General features: G+C 73.5%; 18 protein-coding genes. 13 read left to right on the plus strand and 5 right to left on the minus strand.

Annotation, left to right across the window (positions count from 1 at the left end):
• Positions 1-8: 8 nt before the first annotated feature.
• From ABD126_RS17410 to ABD126_RS17445, 8 genes are all read left to right on the plus strand, one after another.
• Positions 9-416: an STAS domain-containing protein gene (locus ABD126_RS17410; RefSeq protein ID WP_343934899.1), complete on the plus strand. Its 408-nt coding sequence runs from the start codon at positions 9-11 to the stop codon at positions 414-416.
• On the plus strand, positions 413-778 hold the full coding sequence (locus tag ABD126_RS17415; protein ID WP_343934900.1) for a hypothetical protein: 366 nt from the start codon (positions 413-415) through the stop codon (positions 776-778). Before ABD126_RS17410 ends, ABD126_RS17415 begins: the two co-directional genes overlap by 4 nt.
• 10 nt (positions 779-788) lie before the next feature.
• A complete protein-coding gene (locus ABD126_RS17420) occupies positions 789-1283 on the plus strand; it encodes a GNAT family N-acetyltransferase (protein ID WP_343934901.1) in 495 nt (164 codons plus the stop codon).
• 53 nt (positions 1284-1336) lie between these two features.
• A complete protein-coding gene (locus ABD126_RS17425; RefSeq protein WP_343934902.1) occupies positions 1337-2251 on the plus strand; it encodes an anti-sigma factor RsbA family regulatory protein in 915 nt (304 codons plus the stop codon).
• Positions 2252-2309: 58 nt separating this feature from the next.
• A complete protein-coding gene (locus tag ABD126_RS17430) occupies positions 2310-3587 on the plus strand; it encodes a wax ester/triacylglycerol synthase domain-containing protein (RefSeq protein WP_343934903.1) in 1278 nt (425 codons plus the stop codon).
• Positions 3584-4309: an alpha/beta fold hydrolase gene (locus tag ABD126_RS17435; protein WP_343934904.1), complete on the plus strand. Its 726-nt coding sequence runs from the start codon at positions 3584-3586 to the stop codon at positions 4307-4309. Before ABD126_RS17430 ends, ABD126_RS17435 begins: the two co-directional genes overlap by 4 nt.
• Before the next feature lie 80 nt (positions 4310-4389).
• Positions 4390-5037 carry an HAD family hydrolase gene (locus tag ABD126_RS17440; RefSeq protein WP_343934905.1) on the plus strand — a complete coding sequence of 216 codons (648 nt, stop codon included), beginning with the start codon at positions 4390-4392 and terminating at the stop codon, positions 5035-5037.
• Between the two features lie 9 nt (positions 5038-5046).
• Positions 5047-6003, plus strand: coding sequence for an LLM class F420-dependent oxidoreductase (locus ABD126_RS17445; RefSeq protein WP_343934906.1), 957 nt, complete (start codon positions 5047-5049; stop codon positions 6001-6003).
• Between the two features lie 264 nt (positions 6004-6267).
• On the opposite strand, the gene ABD126_RS17450 is transcribed toward ABD126_RS17445, so the two are convergent.
• Together ABD126_RS17450 and ABD126_RS17455 are read right to left on the minus strand one after the other, a co-directional pair.
• Complete coding sequence (locus tag ABD126_RS17450; RefSeq protein ID WP_343934907.1) at positions 6268-7596, minus strand: serine/threonine-protein kinase; 1329 nt, start codon at positions 7594-7596, stop codon at positions 6268-6270.
• 142 nt (positions 7597-7738) lie between these two features.
• The gene (locus ABD126_RS17455; RefSeq protein ID WP_343934908.1) at positions 7739-9010 is read right to left on the minus strand and encodes a PucR family transcriptional regulator; all 1272 of its coding nucleotides are present in this window, start codon (positions 9008-9010) and stop codon (positions 7739-7741) included.
• 82 nt (positions 9011-9092) lie between these two features.
• Here ABD126_RS17455 and gabT point away from each other — a divergent pair, with 82 nt between their 5' ends.
• Both gabT and ABD126_RS17465 read left to right on the plus strand, forming a co-directional pair.
• Entirely contained in the window at positions 9093-10379 is a 1287-nt protein-coding gene (gene gabT, locus ABD126_RS17460; protein WP_343934909.1) for a 4-aminobutyrate--2-oxoglutarate transaminase, read from the plus strand.
• Positions 10376-11797, plus strand: a complete 1422-nt coding sequence (locus ABD126_RS17465) for an aldehyde dehydrogenase family protein (RefSeq protein ID WP_343934910.1) — start codon at positions 10376-10378, stop codon at positions 11795-11797. The genes gabT and ABD126_RS17465 overlap by 4 nt, the downstream gene beginning before the upstream one ends.
• Here ABD126_RS17465 and ABD126_RS17470 read toward each other — a convergent pair.
• A complete protein-coding gene (locus ABD126_RS17470) occupies positions 11792-12871 on the minus strand; it encodes an AI-2E family transporter (RefSeq protein ID WP_343934911.1) in 1080 nt (359 codons plus the stop codon). The genes ABD126_RS17465 and ABD126_RS17470 overlap by 6 nt on opposite strands.
• A 110-nt stretch (positions 12872-12981) precedes the next feature.
• On the opposite strand from ABD126_RS17470, the gene ABD126_RS17475 reads away from it, so the two are divergent.
• On the plus strand, positions 12982-13548 hold the full coding sequence (locus ABD126_RS17475) for a maltokinase N-terminal cap-like domain-containing protein (protein WP_343934912.1): 567 nt from the start codon (positions 12982-12984) through the stop codon (positions 13546-13548).
• Positions 13549-13556: 8 nt separating this feature from the next.
• On the opposite strand, the gene ABD126_RS17480 is transcribed toward ABD126_RS17475, so the two are convergent.
• Complete coding sequence (locus tag ABD126_RS17480) at positions 13557-14132, minus strand: hypothetical protein (protein WP_343934913.1); 576 nt, start codon at positions 14130-14132, stop codon at positions 13557-13559.
• Complete coding sequence (locus tag ABD126_RS17485) at positions 14133-14864, minus strand: class I SAM-dependent methyltransferase (protein ID WP_343934914.1); 732 nt, start codon at positions 14862-14864, stop codon at positions 14133-14135. It lies immediately after the preceding gene.
• A gap of 76 nt (positions 14865-14940) precedes the next feature.
• On the opposite strand from ABD126_RS17485, the gene ABD126_RS17490 reads away from it, so the two are divergent.
• Entirely contained in the window at positions 14941-15330 is a 390-nt protein-coding gene (locus ABD126_RS17490) for a mycothiol transferase (protein WP_343934915.1), read from the plus strand.
• A 536-nt stretch (positions 15331-15866) separates the two neighbouring features.
• Positions 15867-22037, plus strand: coding sequence for a PA14 domain-containing protein (locus ABD126_RS17495; protein WP_343934916.1), 6171 nt, complete (start codon positions 15867-15869; stop codon positions 22035-22037).
• Positions 22038-22040: the final 3 nt, after the last annotated feature.

The following is a 22040-nucleotide window of genomic DNA, read 5'->3' on the forward strand; positions in this document are numbered from 1 at the left end:
GGCGGGGGATGCTGGCGTTGTCGGTCGAGGCCCACCGGACGGGGTGCGCGGTGGTCGTGGCGACCGGGGAGTTGGACCTGGCGGGCGCCCGCCGCGTCCTGGACAAGCTCGACCGGCTGGTGACCGAGGGCCGGGACCGGATCGTGCTGGACATGTCCGGGGTGGCGTTCTGCGGCGCGCAGGCGATGAGCGCGCTGGTGCGGACCCGGGCGCGGGCCCAGCGGGCGGGCGGGTGGCTGCGGCTGGCCGCGGTGCCGCCGCACGTGCGGCGGGTGTTCGGCAAGACCGACCTCGACCGGCTGTTCCCGCACTTCCCGGACGTGGCGTCGGCGGCGGCCGGGCGGGCGGTGCCCGAGCAGCGCAGCGGGCCCCACCCGGCATACGAGCGGCGCTCACCGGGTAACCCGCCCGAGTGACCACGCACAGACGTGACATCCCGGCGCTGCCCGACCTGGTGTTCGCGGCGGCCGTGGAACCCCAGCGGCTCGCCGACTGGTTGCCACCGCCGCTGGACGTCGTCGGGCTGGCCGAGGACATCCTGATCCTGCGCGACGACGGCAGGCTCACCCAGGTGCGCCTGGCCGCCGACTTCGACCACCTCCGCCTGACCTGGGAGTCGCTGGCCGACCCGACCCGCCGGGGCAGCCTGACCGTGAGCCCGCTGGGCGTGGGCAACAGCGTCGCGGAGCTGGAGGTCGAACCCGAGGACGAGGAGTTCGCGAACCGCCTCCTCGACGCCCTCGCGAAAGAAGTTGAGGCCACCTTCACCGCCGGCTGATCATGGCGGCGTGCACCTGCGCCCCGCCCGTCCCGACGAGTTCCCGCTGCTACAGGCCATCGAGGTGGCCTCCGGGGAGCCGTTCCGCGCCATCGGGATGCCCGAGATCGCCGACGACGACCCGCTGCCCCTGGCCGCCCTGGAGCACGCCCACGTGTGGGTGGCCGCCGACCCCGACCCGGTCGCCTGGGTCGCCGCGGTCGAGGTCGACGGGTACGCGCACGTCGAGCAGATCAGCGTCCACCCCGACCACGCCCGGCGCGGCATCGGCGCGGCGCTGCTCGACCACGTCGAGACCTGGGCCACCGCCCGCGGCCTGGCCGGCCTGACCCTCACCACGTTCCGCGACGTCCCCTGGAACGCCCCTTACTACGAACGCCTCGGCTTCCGGGAGGTCGGCGACCCGTCGCCGGGCCTGGCGGCGATCGTGGCGGCCGAGGCGGCCCGCGGACTGGACCCGACCGCGCGGATCTGCCTCGTGCGGGGTCCTCGCGGCGGGGTTTGAGAGCGATACTGAACGGGCAGACCTCCCACCGCAGCCGTTCGGAGGTTCCCCCGGTGGTCGATTTCGTGCACGAGGCGCTGCTCTACCGCGACGCGGAGCAGTTCCTCGAAGGCACGGTGCCGTTCGTGCGCGCCGGCCTGGCCGCCGGCGAGCCGGTCCTGGTCGCCGTGCCGCAACGCGGCATCGACCTGCTGCGCGCCGCCCTGTCCGACGCCGCCGACCAGGTCGAGTTCCTGGACATGCGCACCGCCGGCCGCAACCCGGGGCGCATCATCCCCGGCGTGCTGTCCGCCTTCGCCGACACCGCCCGCGGCGACCCGGTCCGCATCATCGGCGAACCGGTGTGGGCCGGCCGGACCGAGCTGGAGTACCCGGCCTGCGTGCAGCACGAAGCGCTGATCAACACGGCTTTCGAAGACCGTCCGGCGTGGATCCTGTGCCCCTACGACGCGAGCGCGCTGGCCCCGGACGTGCTGGGCGACGCCGAGACCACCCACCCCGTGGTCCTGGAGGGCACGCGCCGCCGCCCCAGCCACGGCTACCGCGAGCCGTTCCTGACCGCCGAGGACTTCAACCTGCCGCTGCCGCCGCCCCCGCCGGACGCGGTGGTCCGCGGGTTCGACCTGGACACGCTGGCCGAGGCGCGGCAACTGGTCGCGGCGTACGCGGTGGAGGCCGCGTTGACCGCCGACCAGGTCGAGGACCTGGTGCTGGCGGTGAACGAGCTGGCCACCAACAGCGTGGTGCACGCGGGCGGCCGGGGGACGCTGCTGCTGTGGCGCGAGGGCCCGGCGGTGGTGTGCGAGGTGCGCGACCGGGGCCGGATCGCCAACCCGATGGTCGGGCGCGGGAACCCGGGGCCGCGGTCGCGCGGCGGGTTCGGGGTGATGCTGGTGAACCTGCTGTGCGACCTGGTGCGGCTGCACTCGCGGTCCGACGGCACCACCATCCGCGTTTACATGGGCTGACCCCGCTCTTCACCGGGTGTCACGCGGGCGTCATCCCGGGCTGGTTGCCTGGGCGGCCATGACCCGGTTGAGCTCCTTGGACGTGGCGTTCCTGTGCATGGAGGACGCCGCCAACCCCATGCACCTCGGCGCGGTGGCCACCTTCGTGCCGCGCACGCCCGTGCACCCCGCCCGGATCGTCGGCCTGCTGTGCGAACGGGCGCGGGAGGTGGCGGCGCTGCGGCGGCGGGTCCGGTTCTCCTGGGTGCCGCCCGGCGGGGCCGCCTGGGTGGAGGACCCCGCGTTCGCCGTCGAGGACCACGTGGTCGGGCACCACCTGCGCGGCGGCGACTTCGCGGACGTCGTCTCCCGGGTGCTGGCCCGGCCCCTGGACCTCGACCGGCCGCCCTGGGAGGTGCACGTGGTCACGGGGATCGGCGGCGGGCGGTTCGCGGTGGTGGTCAAGCTGCACCACGCCCTGTGCGACGGGATGAAGGCCGTGGGGCTGGGCCTGCGGCTGATGGACGGCATGGCGGCGCTCGACGTGCCGGTGGGGACGACGCGGCGCGGCGGCGTCGTCGAGTCGGTCAAGGAGGTCGCCCGGGCGGCGTCCATCGCCTCCGACGTGGTGCGCGGCGCCCGGCCGCCGGCGCGGCGCTCGCCCGTGGTGTCGCTGTCGGCGCGGCGGCGGCAGGTGGTGATGGCCCGGCTCGGGGTGGACGAGGTGCACCGCGTCCGGCGGGTGTACGGCGGGACGGTCAACGACGTGGCGCTGGCGCTGGTGACCGGGGCGTTGCGGCGGTGGCTGCTGGCGCACGGGTGCGCGGAGGAGGGCAGCACGTTGCGGGCGCTGGTGCCGGTGGCCCGCCGCGGTGCGGGCGGGCAGGGCAACCGGATCTCGGGGTACCTGTGCGCGCTGCCCGTCGGCGAGGGCGACCCGGTGGCGCGGCTGCGGCTCGTGCGCGAGGAGATGGCGCGGCACAAGGCGGCCGGGTCCGGGCGGGGCGCGGGCGCGTTGCCGTTGCTGGCCGAGCGGATCCCGCCGGTGGTGCACCGGATCGCCGCGCCCCTGGCGGGCCGGTGCGCGCCGCTGCTGTTCGACGCGCTGGTGACCAGCGTGCCGCTGCCGGCGGTCGCCTTGCGCCTGGATGGTGCGGAGCTGCGCGAGGTGTACCCCGTGGCGCCGGTCGCGGCCGGGCACGCGGTGGGGGTCGCGCTGTCGTCCTACCGGTCTGGACTGCACGTTTGCCTGCACACGAACCAGCCGTGGCTGGCCGAGCGGCGCTGGTTGCCGCAGGCGCTGCGCGGCGAACTCGCGGCGCTGCACCGCCGTATCCCGGCAGAATCGCGGGGGTGACCTCAGCTCTCGTGCTCGCCCACGGCGCCGGCGGCTCCGTGCGCGCGAACTTCAGCCCGCTGATCCCCGTCCTGTCCCGCACCCGCCGGGTGTTCTCGGTGGACTACCCCGGTTCCGGCAGCACGCCGCGCGCCACCGGTCCCCTGTCCCTCGACGACCTGGCCGACCGGGTGGTGGCGGCGGCGGGCGACACGCCGACCTTCGCCGTGCTCGGGTACTCGCTGGGCTGCGCGGTCGCGGTGCGCGCGGCGGTTCGGCACCCCGAACGCGTGACCGGGCTGGTGCTGACGTCGGGGTTCGTCCGGGTGGACGACGAGACGCGGGCGCGCATCGACACGTGGCGGCGGCTGTTGGCGGCGGGCGACCCGATGCGGCTGGCGCGCTTCCAGATGTCGGTGGTGCTGGGCGAACCGTTCGAACGCGCCATGCCCGCGGCGCAGCGCGAGGGGTTCCTGGAGCTGATGTCGCTGACCGTGCCGCCGGGCACCGACCAGCAGATCGACCTGGTGCAACGGGTGGACCTGGGCGACGACGTGCCGAAGATCGGCGTGCCGACCCTGGTCGTCGGCACCAAGCACGACCGCCTGATCACACCGTCGTCCACCCGCGCCCTGGCCGACGCGATCCCGGGCGCGCGGTGGGCCGAACTGGACAGCGGCCACGCGCCGTCGCTGGAAGCCCCGACCGAGTGGATCCGGCTGGTGGAGGAGTTCCTGGGCTAGCCGCGCGGACGCCGACCTGATCGGCTGGCGCGGCCGGCGCGCCGGTTTGCCGGCGCCCCGGCCGGGCTAACCACGGCGGTATGAGCAACACGCTGGTCCTGGACGTGGACGGCACCCTCGTGGACACCAACTACCACCACGCCGTCGCCTGGTTCCGCGCGTTCCGCCGGTTCGACATCACCGTGCCCACGTGGAAGCTGCACCGCGCCATCGGCATGGGCGGCGACAAGCTGGTCGCCGCCGTCGCCGGGCAGCACGTCGAGGACGAGCACGGCGACGGCATCCGCAAGGCGTGGGAGGCCGCGTTCGAGCCGATGCTGGCCGAGGTGCGCCCGCTGGAGGGCGCGCACCGGCTGGTCGGCGCCGCGCTGGAGCAGGACTTCGCCGTGGTGCTGGCCAGTTCCGGCAAGCGCCACCACGTCGACCACTACATCAAGCTGATCGACGCGCAGGGCGTGGTCTCCACGTCGTCGGACGACGTGGAGGAGTCCAAGCCCGCGCCGGACCTGATCGAGGTCGCGCTCCAGCGGGTCGACTCGTCCGGGCGGGCGGTCGTGATCGGCGACTCCGTGTGGGACTGCGACGCGGCCCGCCGCGCGGGGCTGCCCGTGGTGGGCCTGCGGACCGGCGGGTTCGGCGAGGCCGAGCTGCGCGAGCACGGCGCGTCCGCCGTCTACGACGAACTCGACCAGTTGCGGGCGGACCTGACCGACCTGCCGATGGCCTAGGAGGGGACCGTGCGGATCGGCTACACCCTGATGACCGAGCAGGCCGGACCGAAGGCGCTGGTCGCGCACGCCGCGCGCGCCGAACGGGCCGGCTTCGACTTCGAGGTCATGAGCGACCACTACTTCCCGTGGCTGGACGAGCAGGGCCACGCGCCGTACGCGTGGAGCGTGCTGGGCGCGGTGGCGCAGGTGACCGAGCGGGTCGAGCTGATGACGTACGTGACGTGCCCGACGATGCGTTATCACCCGGCCGTGGTGGCGCAGAAGGCGGCGACGGTGCAGCTGCTGTCCGACGACCGGTTCACGCTCGGCCTCGGCGCCGGGGAGAACCTGAACGAGCACGTCGTGGGCCGCGGGTGGCCGCCGGTGAACGTGCGGCACGAGCTGCTGCGCGAGGCGGTGGAGATCATCTCCCAGCTGTTCGACGGCGGGTACGTCAACTACCCGGGTTCACACTTCCGGGTGGACTCGGCGAAGTTGTGGGACCTGCCGGAGAAGCGGGTGCCGATCGCGGTGGCCGTGTCGGGCAACCAGTCGGTGCAAACGTTCGCGCCCCTGGCCGACGCCATGGTGGCCACCGAGCCGAACGCGGAGCTGTGCCAGAACTGGGACGTCTTCCAGGGCCGGACGGCCCGCAAGATCGGCCAGGTGCCGGTGTGCTGGGACCCGTCGGAGGACGAGGCGGTCAAGCGCGCCCACGACCAGTTCCGCTGGTTCGCCGGCGGGTGGAAGGTCAACTCGGAGCTGCCGGGGCCTGCGGGCTTCGCGGGGGCTACCCGGTTCGTGCGGCCGTCGGACGTGGCCGAGCAGATCCCGTGCGGCCCGGACGTGGGCCCGATCGTGGAGGCGGTCCGGAGCTTCGAGGAGGCCGGGTTCACCGACCTGGCCCTGGTCCAGATCGGCGGCGAGCAGCAGGACGAGTTCCTGGACTTCGCCCAATCCGACCTGCTCCCGGCCCTGCGCTAACCGAACCGCGCCGCCCCGCGCCCGCCGACCCGCACCGCACCAGCCGACCCGCACCGCGCCAGCCGACCCGCCCCATGCCGGCGGACCCGCTCGCGTGCCGCGCCGGCCAACCCGCCCTGCGCCGGCCAACCCGCCCCGCGCCAGCCGACCCACCCCGCGCCAGCCGAACCGCGCCGCCCCAGCCGAACCGCGCCGCCCCAGCCGAACCGCGCCGCCCCAGCCGACCCACCCCGCGCCGGCCGATCCGTCCTGCGCCGGCGGCCGTCAGCCCTTCGCGCCCACGCGGGGCTTGGGCGGTTCCGGGGTCGGTGGTGACGTGGTCCGCCGGGTGCGGGTCGTGGTGTCGGTCGTGGTGTCGGTCGGCCCGCCGGGCACGGGGTCCGGGACCTCGTGGACCGTCGTGGGTTTCGGCTGGCCGCCGGGCTGCTCCACCACCGTCGTGGTCACCGTGGTCACGACGACCGTGTGCGGCTCCTGGGGCGGCCCGGCCACCGGCTTGCCCGACTCGACCACGGTCACCGTCGAGGGGTCCGACCCCACGGCGCCCGGTGGCGCGCCGGGGACGGAGGTCTGGGCCGGCGCGTCCAGCTGTTGGCGCACGTCGGACGGGTCCGAGCGGGAGCCGATCGTGATCGCGTGGACCATGGCGACGACGCCCAGCAGGGCCGCGGCGGCGCCCACCAGCAGGACCGTGCGCCGCCGGTTGCGCTGCGGCTCGGGCGGGGGCTGGTCGGCGGGTGCGACGCGTTCGGCCACCGCCACGCCCACCAGCGGGCGCAGGCCGGTGCTCGCGCGCTCGGCCGTGGCCAGGAGCGCGGCGCACTCCGCCGCCGTGGGGCGCTTGCTCGGCAGCGTGTGGGTCATCGCGGTCAGCGCGTCCACCCACTCGGCCGGCAGGTTGGCCGGGATGCGCGGCTCGCGGTGCAGGCGGGCCAGGGCCGCTTCCGTGTCGCCGCCCGGGTACTCGGGCCGGCCGGTCAGGCACTCCAGCAGGACCAGGCCCAGCGCGTAGACGTCCGCCGCCGGGCCGACCTCCGCGCCGCGCACCTGCTCGGGCGCGAGGTAGCCGGCCGTCCCCACCAGGACACCCGACCGGGTAACGCGGGTGACCTGCGCCTGGATGGCCAGGCCGAAGTCGGCGAGGTACGCCCGCCGCTCGTCCACGGCCAGCAGGATGTTCGACGGCTTCACGTCCCGGTGCACGACGCCGTGCCGGTGCACGTGCCCGAGGATCTCGGCGACCTGCGACCCGATGCGCGCCACGACCTCCGGGGCCAGCGCCTCGCGCATCCGCCGCCGCAGGGTGCCGCCCTCGACGGCCTGCATCACGTAGAACGGCCGCCCGCGGAAGGACCCCGTCCCGTACACCGCCACCACTCCGGGGCAGTCCAGCTCGGACAGCATCTGCGCCTCGCGGTCGAGGCGGATCTGGTCCTCGGGCGTCGCGGTCCCCTGGAACACCTTGATCGCGACCTTGCGGTCCAACTCGGTGTCGTAGGCCCGGTAGACCTCGGCCATCCCGCCGGACCCGTAGAGACCGCCCAGGGCGTACCGCCCGTCGACGACCTCACCGGTCAGGTCCCCGTCCCACATCCGGCTGACCTCCGCTGCCCCGACAGAGCCGTGCCCGGGAAACTACCGCCACGTCAGCGCGACTAGCTACCCGGTTCGACATTTCGGGTCCACGTACCCGTAGCACTCCTGTCACAAACAACGGCTTGTTGCCAGTTGACACTCAAACAACGGTCAACGCGAACCACAACTCCGCCCGCAGGCCCGGCGAATCCAGCGAGCCCCCCAACAACTCCTCCACCCGCCGCATCCGGTTGCGGATGGTGTGCCGGTGCACGCCCAGCCGCGCCGCCGCCGGGTCCCACTGCCCGTGGCAGGCCAGCCACACCCGCAACGACTCCCGCAGCCGCTCGTCCAACGGGGCCAGCAGCGTGGCGGCGTGCGCCGCGGCGTCCGCCGCCAGCAGGCCCGACCCGGGCACGTCCTCGAAGAACGGCACCCGCTCCTCACGCGCCCGCAACGCCTCCCGGTACCCGCGCGCGACCTCGGACGCGTCCACCGGGCTCGACGCGTGGAACGGCCCGTCCACCCGGTCGCCCAGCACCACGAAGTCGCCGTCGTGCTCCGCCCAGCACGCGTCCCGGCGCGGCACCAGGAACACCCGGAACGGCCCCGCCGGCACGCCCTCCACCGGCTGGCCGGCCAGCAGCAGGCGGAACCGGGCCGTCCGCAGCTCCCGGTGCACCACGTCCACCGCGTCCGACCCGGCCAACGCGAGCGTGAGCAGGGATGCGGCGGTGTTCACGACGGTCCGGTCCACCGCGGCCAGCGGCGCGGCCGTCGCCACCGCGAGGTAGCCGTGCCCACCCAGCACCTGAAGCGCCAGGTGCCGCTCCCCCGCCCGCCACGCCGACCCGGCGGGCCCGTGCCCCAGCCGCGCCGCCTCCGCCCGAAGCTGCGCCGGGTCCGGCATGTCGCCGCTGACGTGCACGAACTCCCCCGTCGCGGCGAGCAACGCGACCGCGCCGCCGAGCAACCCGGCCAGCCGCCGCACGACCGCCGCCGGCGAGGTCAGCGCCGCCCGGGTCAACGCCCGCTGCGCCTCGCTGGTCCGGGTCAGGGCCGCGTACTCGTCGGCCGCGACCGCCCGCGACACCGCCTTGGTGATCGCGATGAACGGCACCGCCCGCGGCACCTCCAGCACCGCCAGCCCCGCCGACCGCGCCGCCTCGACCAGCTCCCCCGGCACGGCGGCGTGGCTGAGCCCGGTGCCGAACCCCAGGCCGACCACGCCCGCGTCCGCCAGCCGCCGCGCGTACGCCGGGTACGGGCCGAGCGCGATGCCGGTGGTCAGCAGCAGCTCGCCGCCCTCCAGGAACGGCGTCGGGTCGGCCAGCTCGGTGCTGTGCACCCACGACACCGGCCGGTCCAGCCCGGTGTCGACGTGCACGGTCAGCCCCACCTCGCGGGCCAGGCGCGCCAGCGTCAACGGCATCTACACTTTGTATACGTCCCGACCCGGTATTGGCCATTTCGGGCACTGTGCGCCAACCCCGCCGACAACGGATGCTCGTCGCATGACCCGACTCCGCACCCAGATCCCCGGACCGCGTTCCCAGGAACTGACCGCCCGGCGCAAGGGCGCGGTGTCGGCGGCCGTCGGCTCGACCCTGCCCGTGTTCATCGACCACGCCGAGGACGGGCTGCTCGTCGACGTGGACGGCAACCGGCTCATCGACCTGGGCTCGGGCATCGCGGTCACCGGCGTGGGCAACCCCGCGCCGCGCGTCGCCGAGGCCGTGCACCGGCAGATCGACCGGTTCAGCCACACCTGCTTCATGGTCACCCCGTACGAGGGGTACGTGGAGGTGTGCGAGCGGCTCAACGACCTCACGCCCGGCGCGCACGAGAAGCGGTCGGCGCTGTTCAACTCCGGCGCGGAGGCCGTGGAGAACGCGGTGAAGGTCGCCCGGCACGCCACCGGTCGCCAGGCGGTGGTCGTGTTCGACCACGGCTACCACGGGCGCACCAACCTGACGATGGCGCTGACCGCCAAGAACATGCCGTACAAGCACGGGTTCGGGCCGTTCGCGCCCGAGGTGTACCGGGTGCCGGCGTCCTACCCGCTGCGCGACGGGCTGACCGGCGAGCAGGCCGCCGCGCGAGCCGTCGAGGCGATCGAGAAGCAGGTCGGCGCGGACGACACGGCGTGCGTGGTGATCGAGCCGATCCAGGGCGAGGGCGGGTTCATCGTGCCCGCGCCCGGGTTCCTGCCGGCGCTGGCCGCGTGGTGCCGCGAGCGGGGCGTGGTGCTGGTCGCCGACGAGATCCAGACCGGCTTCTGCCGCACCGGCTCCTGGTTCGCCAGCGACCACGAGGGGGTCGTGCCGGACCTGGTCACCACCGCCAAGGGCATCGCGGGCGGCCTGCCGCTGGCCGGTGTCACCGGGCGCGCGGACCTGATGGACGCCGTGCACGTCGGCGGGCTGGGCGGCACGTACGGCGGGAACCCGGTCGCGTGCGCCGCCGCGCTGGGCGCGATCGACACCATGGTGGACAAGGACTTGAACGCCGCCGCTCGGCGCATCGAGGAGTTCGCCGCGCCCCGGCTGCGGGCCGCGCTGGGCGGGCGCGGCGAGGTGCGCGGGCGGGGCGCGATGCTGGCCGTGGAGTTCGCCGAGCGCACCCCCGCCGTGGCGGGGCGGGTGGCGGCGGCGTGCCACGCGGCGGGCGTGGTGGTGCTGACGTGCGGGACGTCCGGCAACGTCCTGCGCCTGCTGCCACCCCTGGTCATCCCGGACGACCTGCTGGCCGAGGGGGTCGCCGTGCTGGAGCGGGCCATAACCGAAGGAGTCGCACGATGAACTACTGGGTAGCCGGGCAGGCCGCGTCGAGCGGGGACGTGGTGGAGGTGCGGTCGCCCCACGACGGGGCGCTCGCCGGCACCACCTCCTGGGCCACGCCGCAGGACGTGGAGCGCGCGGTGGCGGCGGCGCACGCGGTCGCGCCGGAGTTCGCCGTGCTGCCCGCGCACGCCCGCGCGGCGGCGCTGGACCACGTGTCGCGGCGGCTGGCCGAGCGCGCCGACGAGGTGGCCGCGCTGATCACCGCCGAGTCCGGCAAGCCGGTGAAGTGGTCGCGCATCGAGGTCAACCGGGCCGTGTCGACGTTCCGGTGGGCGGCGGAGGAGGCGCGGCGGTTCTCCGGCGACCTCCAGCGCCTGGACACCGACCCGGGCGCGACCGGCCGGCTGGCCCTGGTGCGCCGCGCGCCGCGCGGACCGGTGCTGGGCATCTCGCCGTTCAACTTCCCGCTGAACCTGGTGGCGCACAAGGTCGCGCCGGCGATCGCGGTGGGCGCGCCGATCATCGTCAAGCCCGCGCCGGCGACGCCGTTGGTGGCGCTGCTGCTGGGTTCCCTGCTGGCGGAGACCGACCTGCCCGCCGGGTCGTGGTCGGTGCTGCCGGTGCCCAACTCGGCGGCGGGCGGCCTGGTCGCCGACCCGCAGCTGCCGGTCGTGTCGTTCACCGGGTCCGGCCCGGTCGGGTACTCGATCCTGGAGACGGTGCCTCGCAAGCACGTCGTGCTGGAGCTGGGCGGCAACGCGGCGGCCATCGTCTGTCCTGATTGGACGGACCTGGACTGGGCGGCGCAGCGGATCGCGACGTTCGCCATGTACCAGGGCGGGCAGTCGTGCATCTCCGTGCAGCGCGTTTACGTGCACCGGGACGTGTACGACGCCGTCGCCGACGCTGTTGTGGCGCACGTTCGCAAGTTGGGGACGGGCGTGCCGCGGGACCCGGCCACCGACGTCGGCCCGCTGATCAACGAGGCGGCGGCGGAACGGGTCGAGGCGTGGGTGGCCGAGGCCGTCGAGGCCGGGGCGCGGGTGCTGACCGGCGGGACGCGCGAGGGCGCGGTGTACGCGCCGACCGTGCTGGCCGACGTGCCGGAGGGGTGCAAGGTGGTGGCGGAGGAGGTCTTCGGGCCGGTCGTCGTCCTCGCGCCGGTGGACTCGGTGGAGGAGGCGTTCGACAAGGTCAACGCGTCCCGGTTCGGGTTGCAGGCGGGGCTGTTCACCCACGACGTGCGGCTGGCGTTCAAGGCGTCCGCGCGGTTGGCGGTGGGCGGGGTGATCGTCGGCGACGTCCCGAGCTTCCGCGCCGACCAGATGCCCTACGGCGGCGTGAAGGAGTCCGGCACCGGTCGCGAGGGCGTGCGGGCGGCGATGGACGACCTGACCGAGCAGCACGTGCTGGTGCTGACCGGTGTGGAGCTATGACCCGGGTTCCGCCAATTCCGCGGATTTCGGCGGTTTCGCGGGTTTCGCCGGTTTCGGTGTCGAGGTGAGGAAGGCGTCGGCCCACCGCGCGCGTGGGTCGACGTCCACCAGCAGCAGCTTGGCCAGCAGGGTGAGCGGGATGGCGAGGATCGCGCCCAGCGGTCCGATCAGCCACGCCCAGAACAGCAGCGTCAGGAAGGTCACCGTGGTGGACAGGCCGACCGAGTCGCCGACGAACCGGGGCTGGATCAGCGTCTGCACCACGAAGTTCAGCACGCTGTAGACGACGACCACCCACAACGCCAGTTCCCACCCGCTCTCCAGCAGGGCCAGCAGCACCGGGGGCACCAGGCCCAGGACGAACCCGACGTTGGGGATGTAGTTGGTGATGAACGCCAGCAGCGCCCACAGGATCGGCAGCGGGATGCCCATGATCGCCAACGCGACGCCGTCGAGCACCGCCACGATCAACCCGAACACCGTGGACACGACGAGGTACTTGCGGGTGGCCGAGGCGAACCGCCCCAACGCCGCGGCCACGTCCGGCCGGTCCTTGGCGATGATGGCCATCCGCGCGCCCGCGCTGCCCGCGTCCACGGACAGGAACACCAGCAGCGACAACAGGAACACGATGTTGGACGCCAGTCCGCCCACGCTGCTCAGCACCGTGCCGAGCACCCCGGCGACGCGCCCGAGGTCCAGCCCCTCCGCGACCCGCCGCAGCTCGTCCACCCCGACCCCGAACCCGGCGAGCTGCCCCACCACGGTGTCGGCGAGAGCGCGGGCGCGGCCGGCGTACTGGGGCAGCTGGGTGGCCAGTTGCGCCACCGACACGACCAGGACGACCACCAGCGACAACAGGATCGCGTACACACCGAGGATGAGCGCGGTGGCGGCCACCCAGGTCGGCAATCCCTTGCGGCGCAACCAGGAGTGCACCGGACTGACGGCGATCACCAGCACCAGGGCCAGGAACACCGGCCCGATGAACCACGACAAGGCCATGATCCCGGCTCCGGTGACGACCGCGGCGGCCATCCCCAGCAGCACCACCAGTCCCCTGGGCAGCTCCATCACCCGAGCCTAGGGCCAATCCGCCCGCCGCGCCCCTCTGGCGAACGGGTTCCCGTGCCGCCGCGGCGAACGGGTCACGTCGGCGGGTCCGGCGCGGTAGCGTGCGGCGAATGGCGAAGATCCACCGCGGCGCGACGCTGATCCCCGGTTTCCGCGAGTTCCTCCCGCAGTGGGTGGCACGACAGCCCTGGTACCGGGGCGCCGGAGTCCCCGCGCTGCGCCCGATCGGCTTCTACCGCCTGGAAGACCCGGACGGCGAGGTCGGCATGGAGGCGCACCTGGTCTCCGACGGCTCGGACCTCTACCACGTGCCCCTCACCTACCGGGGCGCTGCCCTGCCCGACGTCCCGCCCGAGGCCCTCCTGGCCACGCCGGAGCACAGCGTCCTGGGCACGCGCTGGATCTACGACGGGCAGCACGACCCGACCTTCCGGGCCCGCGTCCTGGACCTGGTCCGCACGGGCGGCGTGTCCGACCCCGCCGACCGGTCCGGCGTCGGCCCGGCGGAGGCGCGCGGGGTCGCCCGGCGTCCCCTGCCGGCCGACGGGGTGGAGGTCGTGCGCGTGCTGACGCCCGGACCGCCGCCGGACGCCGCCGGCGTGGTCGTCGGGACGTGGCGCCCGGACGGGCCGGACGGCGAGCCGGTCACCGGGTGCCTGGCCGTGGTCGGGACCTGACGGCCCGGTCAGTCCTCCGCCGGCCCGGCCTCGATCACCAGGCGCGTGGTCGTGCCGCCGGTCAGCTCGGTCTGCCGCGTGACGGCTTCGAGCTGCCGGGCCAGCACGGGGATGGTGCTCGACATCAGGTAGGTCTCCGCGCCGGCCGCCAGCATGCGCCGGATCGGGCCCTGGTAGCTGATCCCCAGCTCGCGGTCCTCGATCTCGGCGATCACCACGCGCGCCTTGGGGTACAGGCCGCGCAGGCTCCCGATCAGCTGCGGGCTGGACGGCGGCACCAGCAGCACGTCCGCCGTCCTCGGCGCCTTGTGCATGTCCAGGACGATGTAGTCCGGGCCGAGCTGGGCGGACAACGCCGACCGGGCCGACGCGGACAGCTTCATCGCCGTGGCGACGACCGTGACGCCGCCGTAGTCGTCGTCCGTCGCGGTGGGGACGACGTCCTCGGGCGCGCCGCCCGTGCCGGAGATCGTCGCGATGTCGTGGCCGTCGCGCGTGAGGACCAGTTCGTCACCGGGACGGAGGCGGTCGATCAGCGCCACGAGTTCCGCGGGCAGGCGCGACACGTCGATCCGCGCCTGCACTTAGACGGCCTCCAGGACGAAGAACAGGAAGCTCAGGAACGATCCGGAGGGGTACCGGGCCAGCTCGTCGGCGAACAGTTCCCGGGCCTCGGGCGCGGGCGGCGGCTCGCTGACGACGGCGGTGCGGAAGCCGGCGGCGGTGAAGGCGTCGGTCATCGCGTGCAGCGGCCGGTGCCAGTACTCCAGCACGGCCTTCCGGCCGGCGAAGTCGTGCTCCGCGGACCACTTGACGGTCGCGAAGTAGTCGCCCGCGGGGTTCATCATCTTGTAGAGGATCGGGTGGTTCACGGCGAGGATCAGCCGTCCGCCCGGCCGCAGCACGCGGCGCAGTTCGGCCAGCGGCGCGGACCAGTCCTCCAGGTAGTGCAGCACCAGCGCGGCGACCACGTCGTCGAAGGCGTTGTCCGCGAACGGGAGCGGGGCGCCGAGGTCGGCGACCCGGAGGTCGGCGTCGGGACCGAGCCTGCGCCGGGCCACCTCCACCATCGTGGCGCTGGAGTCGAAGCCCGTCACGAGCGCGCCCCGGTCGCGCAGCGGCTCGAAGATCGTGCCGGAACCGCAGCCCGCGTCGAGGACCCGCCGCCCCGCGACGTCCCCGGCCAGGGCGAGGACCGCGGGCCGGGTGTAGTAGGCGTTGAGGAGGCTGGTCTCGTTCTCGACCGCGTACGCCTCGCCGAAGGAGTCGTAGTCGTTGGCCACGACCTCGGTCGTGCTCTCGGGAGTGACAGGCATGCGCCCCATGCTGGCACAACCGCCCGCTCACGCGCCGCGAAGGTGATCTTGGGCCGGTTTCGGGCACGCTGGTGGGTTGATCGACGACTTCGCGAAGCGGTACCTGCACACCGATCTGCGGGAGGCCCGCGAGGCGGTGCTGCGCAAGCTCGACGGACTGTCCGAACACGACATCCGCCCTGACCTGGCGCAGCGCGGCAAGGACATGTGGGCGACCGAGCACGAGTCCCGCGCCGAGATCACCGCCCGCTACCAACGGGTCCGGGTCCACGCGGTGGTCCACGTGCTCACCGGAACGAGCCGTCACGCGGGCCACGCCGACATCCTGCGCGAGCAACTGGACGGCGCGGTGGAAATGGACCCGGCGACCCTGGCCCGCCGCGGCCAGGACGCGACTTTCTGGGCGAACCGGCGAACCGAAGTCGAACGCGCCGCCCGAGCCGCCGCCGCCCGCGAGTCGAATTGAGCCGCCGGCCGAAACCACGATCCGCGGCCGGAAAATCGGCAACCGGCCGGGCCGGGGTCCGGTGCCTTTCAATTGCTCCGTTCGGCGTCTGTGGTGTGTGGTGGCCGTTGGTTAGCGTTCCCCCTGCGTACGTCGGGTAGTCGGATGATCACGGGGGGCGTGGTCACCACCCGGCGGCGATGTGAGGGGGCATGTCGTGTTGCGTGTCTTGAGCCCGCTTGGCCGATCAATGGTGGGGGTTTTGCCCGCCGAGGCGTAGTCGAGGCGTTCACGCCCACACCGGTCCCGGTGTCCGGCTGACCACCTGATCCCACCCTTTCACCCGTGGATTCTCCTCGGGTCTTTTCCGTGTGCCTGCGCGACGAACAGGCGTCGACCATTGTTCGACGTCCGTTCATGCCGGCTCACGGCCCCTTGCCGTCGGCAATGAGCCGATGTGTCGTGTCATTTCACGTGTCCGGGAGTTTTGCATGGAACTGTCTGGTGCCAGGCGGGACAGACCCGCGCGGAGAACTCGCGGGAGATCGCCGGTCGCCGTGGTGCTGACCGCGGCACTCGTCGCCTCCCTGATGGAGGCGGCGCCCGCGGTGGCGGCCGCCGAACCGGCCGCGGCGCGGGACTCGCGGTCCCTGTCGTCGTGGCCGAGCCCGCCGCAGCAGGGGCGCGAGCACGCCTCGCCGACGGCCGCCGGTGACTTCCGGCCGCTGATGGGCGCCGAGGCCGGCCGGGTGAGCTCGAAGTTCGACGCGAAGTCCTCGCGCGAGGTCGCGCGGGCGGAGAAGTCGGTCGACTACGTCAACCCCGACGGCAGCCGGTCCACCGTGCTGTCGAGGGTTCCCTTGAGCGTGCGGGACGACAAGGGCGCGTGGAAGCCCGTGGACACCCGGTTGTCGGAGGACAAGGGGTCCAAGCGGGCCAAGGTCGAGGCGCACGGGCTGCGGCCGGAGTTCGCGGCGTCCGCCGACGACCCGGGCCTGGTGACGCTGGACCGCGCCGGCTCCCGCATCGCGGTCGGGCTGGAGGGCGCGCGCCGCGCGTCGCGGCAGGTCAAGGACTCCAAGGCGACCTACGTGGACGTGCTGCCGGACACCGACCTGGAGTACGAGGTCGAACCGGGCGGCGTCAAGGAGTCCATCGTCGTCAAGAAGGCTTCGGCGGCCAAGGGCAGCTGGGTCTTCCGGATGGACCTGGGCAAGCTCACGCCGGAGCTCAAGGACGACGGGGTCGTGGTCAAGGACCCGTCGGGCGCGGTCGTCGCGGCGCTGCCGCCGATCGTGGCGTGGGACTCCGCGGGCAGCGCGGAGAAGAACGAGCCGCCCGCGCAGACCGGCGGCGCCTACGGCCTGGCGCAGGACGGGAAGTCCTGGCTGCTCACCGTCTCCGTGGACAAGGCGTGGCTGGACGACAAGGCGCGCGTGTACCCGGTCGTCGTGGACCCGACCTACACCTACGGGTTCAACAACGACGACGAGTCGAGGGCCTACAAGTCCGACGGCTACCAGTGCACCAACTGCGGCGTCGCGGTGGGCAACTCGCGCTCGGGCGCCGGCGGCGCCAACACGTTCTGGCGCACGGCTTTCCGGTACGACTACACGCCGCTGTTCGGCAAGAACGTCGTCGGCGCGCGGCTGGACTTCTGGCGCAACGCCCAGACCGGCTCCATGCTGTCGTGGGACTCGCACCTGTTCCACGCGACCGCGCTGGACTTCAACGGCGTCGGCCAGCACCTGGCGTCCGCGCCGATCGGCGACCGCGGCTCCATGCAGTCCAAGGAGTTCACCGACTTCATCGCCGCCCGCGTGGCGGCCCGGGACAACAGCGCCTGGTTCATGGTGACCGGCGGCGAGACCGACGCCTGGTCCTACAAGAACATGCAGATCAACCTGATCGTCGACCACGGCAGCGCGCCGCCCGCGACGTCGCTGGTGAGCCCGGCGACCGGGAGCGTCGTCACCAACCTGACGCCGACGCTGTCGGTCAGCCCGGTGGCCAACCCGTCCGGTGACGGCACGCTGTACTGCTTCAAGGTCGCCACCGGCCCGGACGCGCTGTCCGGCATCGTGGTCGACTCCGGCTGCATCACCGGCACGTCCTGGACCGTCCCGCCGGGGGTGCTCACCGACGGCACGAGCTACACGTGGACGGTGCTGACCGCGCTCAGCGGCGGCGTGACGACCACGAACCCGGGCTGGGTGGGCCGCTTCAAGGTGGACCAGCGCATCGGCGACACCGGCCCCGCGCCCAAGGACACGGTCGGGCCGGTCACGGTGAACCTGGCCAACGGCAACGTCCACACGCAGGTCGCCGGTCCGACCTTCACCACCGTCGGCGGCTCGTCGGGCCTGGCGTTCAGCTACAACTCGCAGGCCAAGGAGCCCTTCGGGTTGCGCGCGTCGTACTTCAACGACACCACCCGCTCCGGCACGCCCGACGCGAACCCCGTGCTGGTGCGCAACGAGTCGCAGGTCAACGCCGACTGGGGCGCGGAGTCGGTCTTCGGCCCCGCGCTGGGCGCGGACTGGTTCGTGGGCCGCTGGGAGGGCTACTTCCAGGTCCCGGCCACCGGCACGTACCACTTCGCCGGCGTCCACGCGAACGGCGCGAAGATCTGGGTCAACAACACGTTGGTCTACAACAACCCCAACGCCTCCGACGTCAACTTCGCGCTGACGGGCCAGAACGGCCCGGTCACCGAGATCGCCCTGACCGCGGGGCAGCGGGTGCCGATCAAGGCCGAGCTGTACCACTCCACCGGTCCGGCGCGGATGAAGCTGTTCGTCCAGACCAACGAGGCCGGGAGCAAGGCCGTGCCGCCGCAGGTCGTCCCGGCGTCGTGGCTCTACACGCAGGACCTGCCCGCGCTGCCGACCGGTTGGCAGCTCAACGCCAACCTGACCGGTGACGGCGCGTCCTACACCAAGGCGCAGGTGCAGGACCAGTCCATCGTGCTCACCGACGCCACGGGCGCCAAGCACACCTGGACCAAGTCCGCGACCGGCACGTACACGCCGCCCGCGGGCGAGACCGGCGTGCTCGGCCTGGACACCGGCGGCAAGATCACCCTGCACGAGGGCAGCGAGGTCTACACGTTCAACGCCGACGGCACGCTCGCCTCGGAGTCCTCGGTCCTCGACAGCCGCAAGCCCGCGGCGAACGTCATGTCGTGGAGCGGGTCGCCGTCGCGGCTGGCGCAGATCACCGACCCGGTCTCCCAGCGCTCGCACCGGTTGTTCTACAACCGCGCCGGTGACGACTGCTACGGGGGCCGCACGCCCTCGGCGGGGTCGGACGCGCTGCCCCCGTCGCAGATGCTGTGCCGCGTCCAGTACTGGGACGGCTCGCAGACCTACCTGTGGTACCGCAACGGGGTCATCGCGCGCGTCGAGAACCCCGGCGGCGCGAACACCGACTACGGGTTCAACGCCGACGGCACCCTCGCCGGCGTCCGCGACAGCCTCGCGGTGGACTGGGCGACCCAGGACCCGGCCAACCGCAACACCGCCGAGACCTACACCGTCGTGAACTACGGCGACGTGGGCGCCCGGCGGGGCGCGGTGAACGTGCTGGCCCCGGCGCCCAACGGCCAGGCCGGCGCGCAGCGGCCGTGGCACGCCTACCGCTACGACCAGGCCAACCGGCAGACCTTCGTGGACGTGGCCGGGCTGAGCCCGGTCTCCGGCCACGCGGTGAAGGTGACCTACGACGACGCCGACCGGCAGCTCACCTCGACCGACGCCACCGGCCGGACCACGTCGACCACCTGGAACAGCAAGGACCTCCAGCTGACCGGCACCGACGCCGCCGGGCGGGTGTCCACCACGGTCTACGACCACAACGACCGGCCCACCGACAAGTACGGGCCGGCGCCGGCGAGCTGCTTCGCGGGCCAGGTGCCGACGGCGGCGTGCGCCGGCACGGTGCCGCACACGCGCACCAACTACGACGAAGGCCTGCAAGGGCTGGCGGCGGCGATCTACGACAACGCGACGCTGTCCGGCACGCCGAAGGTCTCGCGGACCGGCCTGGGCTCGACCGACGGCACCGTGCGGTCGGACTGGACCGACACCGCCTCGCCCGCCCCCGGCGTGCCCGCCGGGCGCTTCTCGATCCGGCTCACCGGCGAGATCACCTTCCCCAACGCGGGCAACTACAACCTGGAGACGCACGTCGACGACGGCGCTCGGCTGTGGATCGACGACAAGCTCGTCATCGACCACTGGTCCGACGGCGGACCGCGGCCGGCCAAGGGCGACTACAACAACACCGTCGCCGGGTCCGTCCACCGCATCCGCATCGACTACTACAACGGCCAGGGGCCGGGCCAACTGCACCTGAACTGGCGACGCGCCCCCGACGGCGTGTACGAGCCGATCCCCGGGCAATACCTCAAGCCGAACTACGGCCTGGCCACGTCCACGGTGAACCACGAGTCCGACGGCGTGCCGAACTCCGTCAACACCACCAGCTTCACCGACGGCGGCGTGGACGCGACGTACGGCCTGGCCACGTCCACCACCACCGGCGGCATGACCACGCGCGTGGCCTACGAGCCGGTCGGCAGCGGATACTTGCGCAAAACCGGCAAGACCATGCCGACCGGCGCGCAGACGACCACGGTCTACTACGGGGACACGGAGGCGCGGGACAACCCGTGCACCGCCGCGACCGAGTCGGTCAACCAGGCGGGTCTGGCGAAGCTGACCCGGCTGCCCGTGCCGGCCTCCGGCCAGGCCCGGGAGGACGAGCAGGTCTACGACGCCTCCGGGCGGGTCGTGGCCAAGGGCGCCGGCGGTTCGTGGACCTGCACGACCTACGACGACCGCGACCGGCCGACCGCGGTGAAGTACCCGGCCACCGCGTCGGCGGCGGAGCGGACCGTCACGACGAACTACGCCGTGAACGGCGACCCGCTGGTCACCTCGGTGTCCGACAACAACGGCACCGTCACGACCCGGGTGGACCTCCTCGGGCGCGTGGTGGAGTTCACCGACGCCACCGGCGTGCGCACCGAGACCGGCTACGACCTGGCCGGCCGGGTGCTGTCGGAGAAGGTGACGCCGCCCGCCGACCCGGCGCAGGTCACGACCTACACCTACGACGACGCCGGGCGCGTGCGGACCGTGTCGCTGGACGGCACGGCGCTGGCCACGGTCGGGTACGACGCGGCGGGTGAGCTGGCGTCGGCGGACTACGCCAACGGCAGCGCGCTGACCTCGGTCGGCCGGGACGCGGCGGGCCGGGTGGTCCGGCACTCGTGGCGGACCGGTGACGGCGTCGCGGTGGACGCGACGGTGGGCCGCACGCGGTCGGGCACCATCGTCGACGAGGCCCTGGGCGGTGTGGACGCGCGGCCGTCGGCGGCGAACTACGTCTACGACCCGGCGGGCCGGTTGACCGAGGCGTGGGTGGTGGGGCACCACTACACCTACGACTTCACCTCGGCTGCGGACGCGGCGTGCCCGACGGGCACCCAGGCCAACGCGGGGCTGAACACCAACCGGGTGCGACTGCTGGACGAGACCGCCGCGGGCGTGGCGCAGACGGCGTACTGCTACGACGCCGCGGACCGGTTGCTGGGCACCGTCGGCGCGAACGCGGTGACCGACGTGCGCTACGACGCCAACGGCAACACCACCCAGTACACCGCCGGTGGTGCCACGACGCACCTGTCGTGGGACGGGGCGGACCGCAACATCGCCCTGCGCACCACCGGGTCCGACCCGGCCGACGTGTCCTACGTCCGCGACGCGACCGACCGGATCATCCGCCGGCACGCCGCCGCGGGCGACGGCGTGAGCGAGGTGCGCTACGGCTACACCGGCAGCGGCGACACCTCCGACATCGCGCTGGACGCGGACAACAAGGTGCTCACCCGCAGCATCAGCCTTCCCGGCGGCGTCCTGCACACGTGGCGGCCCGCGGCCGGCCAGAGCACCTTCGACCACGCCTCCGTGCGCGGGGACCTGGTCCTGACCACGGGTGCGGACGGCAAGCAGGTGGGGGCGCTGCGCACGTTCACGCCGTTCGGCGAACCGTTGACGGCGGCGGGCGCGGTGGACGCGGACAACGTCCCGGACAACCAGCCCGGCCAGATGGACCACGGTTGGCTCGGGCAGCACCAGCGCCCGTACGAGCACGCCGGGGCGTTGTCGGTCGTCCAGATGGGCGCACGCCCGTACAGCCCGCTGTTCGGCCGGTTCCTGTCCGTCGACCCGGTCGAGGGCGGCAGCGCCAACGACTACGACTACGTCATCGGCGACCCGGTCAACAACACCGACCTCGACGGGCGTTGCCTGTGGGGCCTGTGCTCGTGGGTCGGCAAGCAGGTGGACCGCGGCGCGCACTGGATCGGCCGCCAGGCCGAGCGGGTCAGCCGCCGGATCGGCATCTCGCGGGAGATGTTGGGCTTCGGCGTGGCGATCGGGTTCGCCGTGGTCGCCGCCGCCGCGTGCACGCTGAGCGTCGTGTGCGCGGTCGCGGTCGGCGCGGTGGGCGGCGCGGTGGGTTACGCGGTGGCCAGGGGCAACACCCCGCAGTACCGCCGACGGGACCTCGCGATCGCCGCGGCGGCGGGTGGTCTGCGGCAGGGCGCCTCGCGCTTCGTGGGCAACCTGCGCTCGGGCTGGCGGGTCAACGTGCGGAAGGCGGCCGGCAAGCACGCGTTGCGCCCCAAGACCCGCAGGGGTTGGTGGGTGAAGTGGAAGTAGGGT

This window comes from Saccharothrix mutabilis subsp. mutabilis (genome assembly GCF_039521145.1).
Lineage (GTDB): Bacteria > Actinomycetota > Actinomycetes > Mycobacteriales > Pseudonocardiaceae > Actinosynnema > Actinosynnema mutabilis.

Coding starts and splice junctions, on each gene's coding strand:
- ABD126_RS17410 (WP_343934899.1), top strand. CDS start 9: ATGCTGGCGTTGTCGGTCGAGGCCCACCGGACGGGGTGCGCGGTGGTC.
- ABD126_RS17430 (WP_343934903.1), top strand. CDS start 2,310: ATGACCCGGTTGAGCTCCTTGGACGTGGCGTTCCTGTGCATGGAGGAC.
- ABD126_RS17440 (WP_343934905.1), top strand. CDS start 4,390: ATGAGCAACACGCTGGTCCTGGACGTGGACGGCACCCTCGTGGACACC.
- ABD126_RS17450 (WP_343934907.1), bottom strand. CDS start 7,596: ATGTGGGACGGGGACCTGACCGGTGAGGTCGTCGACGGGCGGTACGCC.
- ABD126_RS17455 (WP_343934908.1), bottom strand. CDS start 9,010: ATGCCGTTGACGCTGGCGCGCCTGGCCCGCGAGGTGGGGCTGACCGTG.
- gabT (WP_343934909.1), top strand. CDS start 9,093: ATGACCCGACTCCGCACCCAGATCCCCGGACCGCGTTCCCAGGAACTG.
- ABD126_RS17465 (WP_343934910.1), top strand. CDS start 10,376: ATGAACTACTGGGTAGCCGGGCAGGCCGCGTCGAGCGGGGACGTGGTG.
- ABD126_RS17470 (WP_343934911.1), bottom strand. CDS start 12,871: ATGGAGCTGCCCAGGGGACTGGTGGTGCTGCTGGGGATGGCCGCCGCG.
- ABD126_RS17475 (WP_343934912.1), top strand. CDS start 12,982: ATGGCGAAGATCCACCGCGGCGCGACGCTGATCCCCGGTTTCCGCGAG.
- ABD126_RS17485 (WP_343934914.1), bottom strand. CDS start 14,864: ATGCCTGTCACTCCCGAGAGCACGACCGAGGTCGTGGCCAACGACTAC.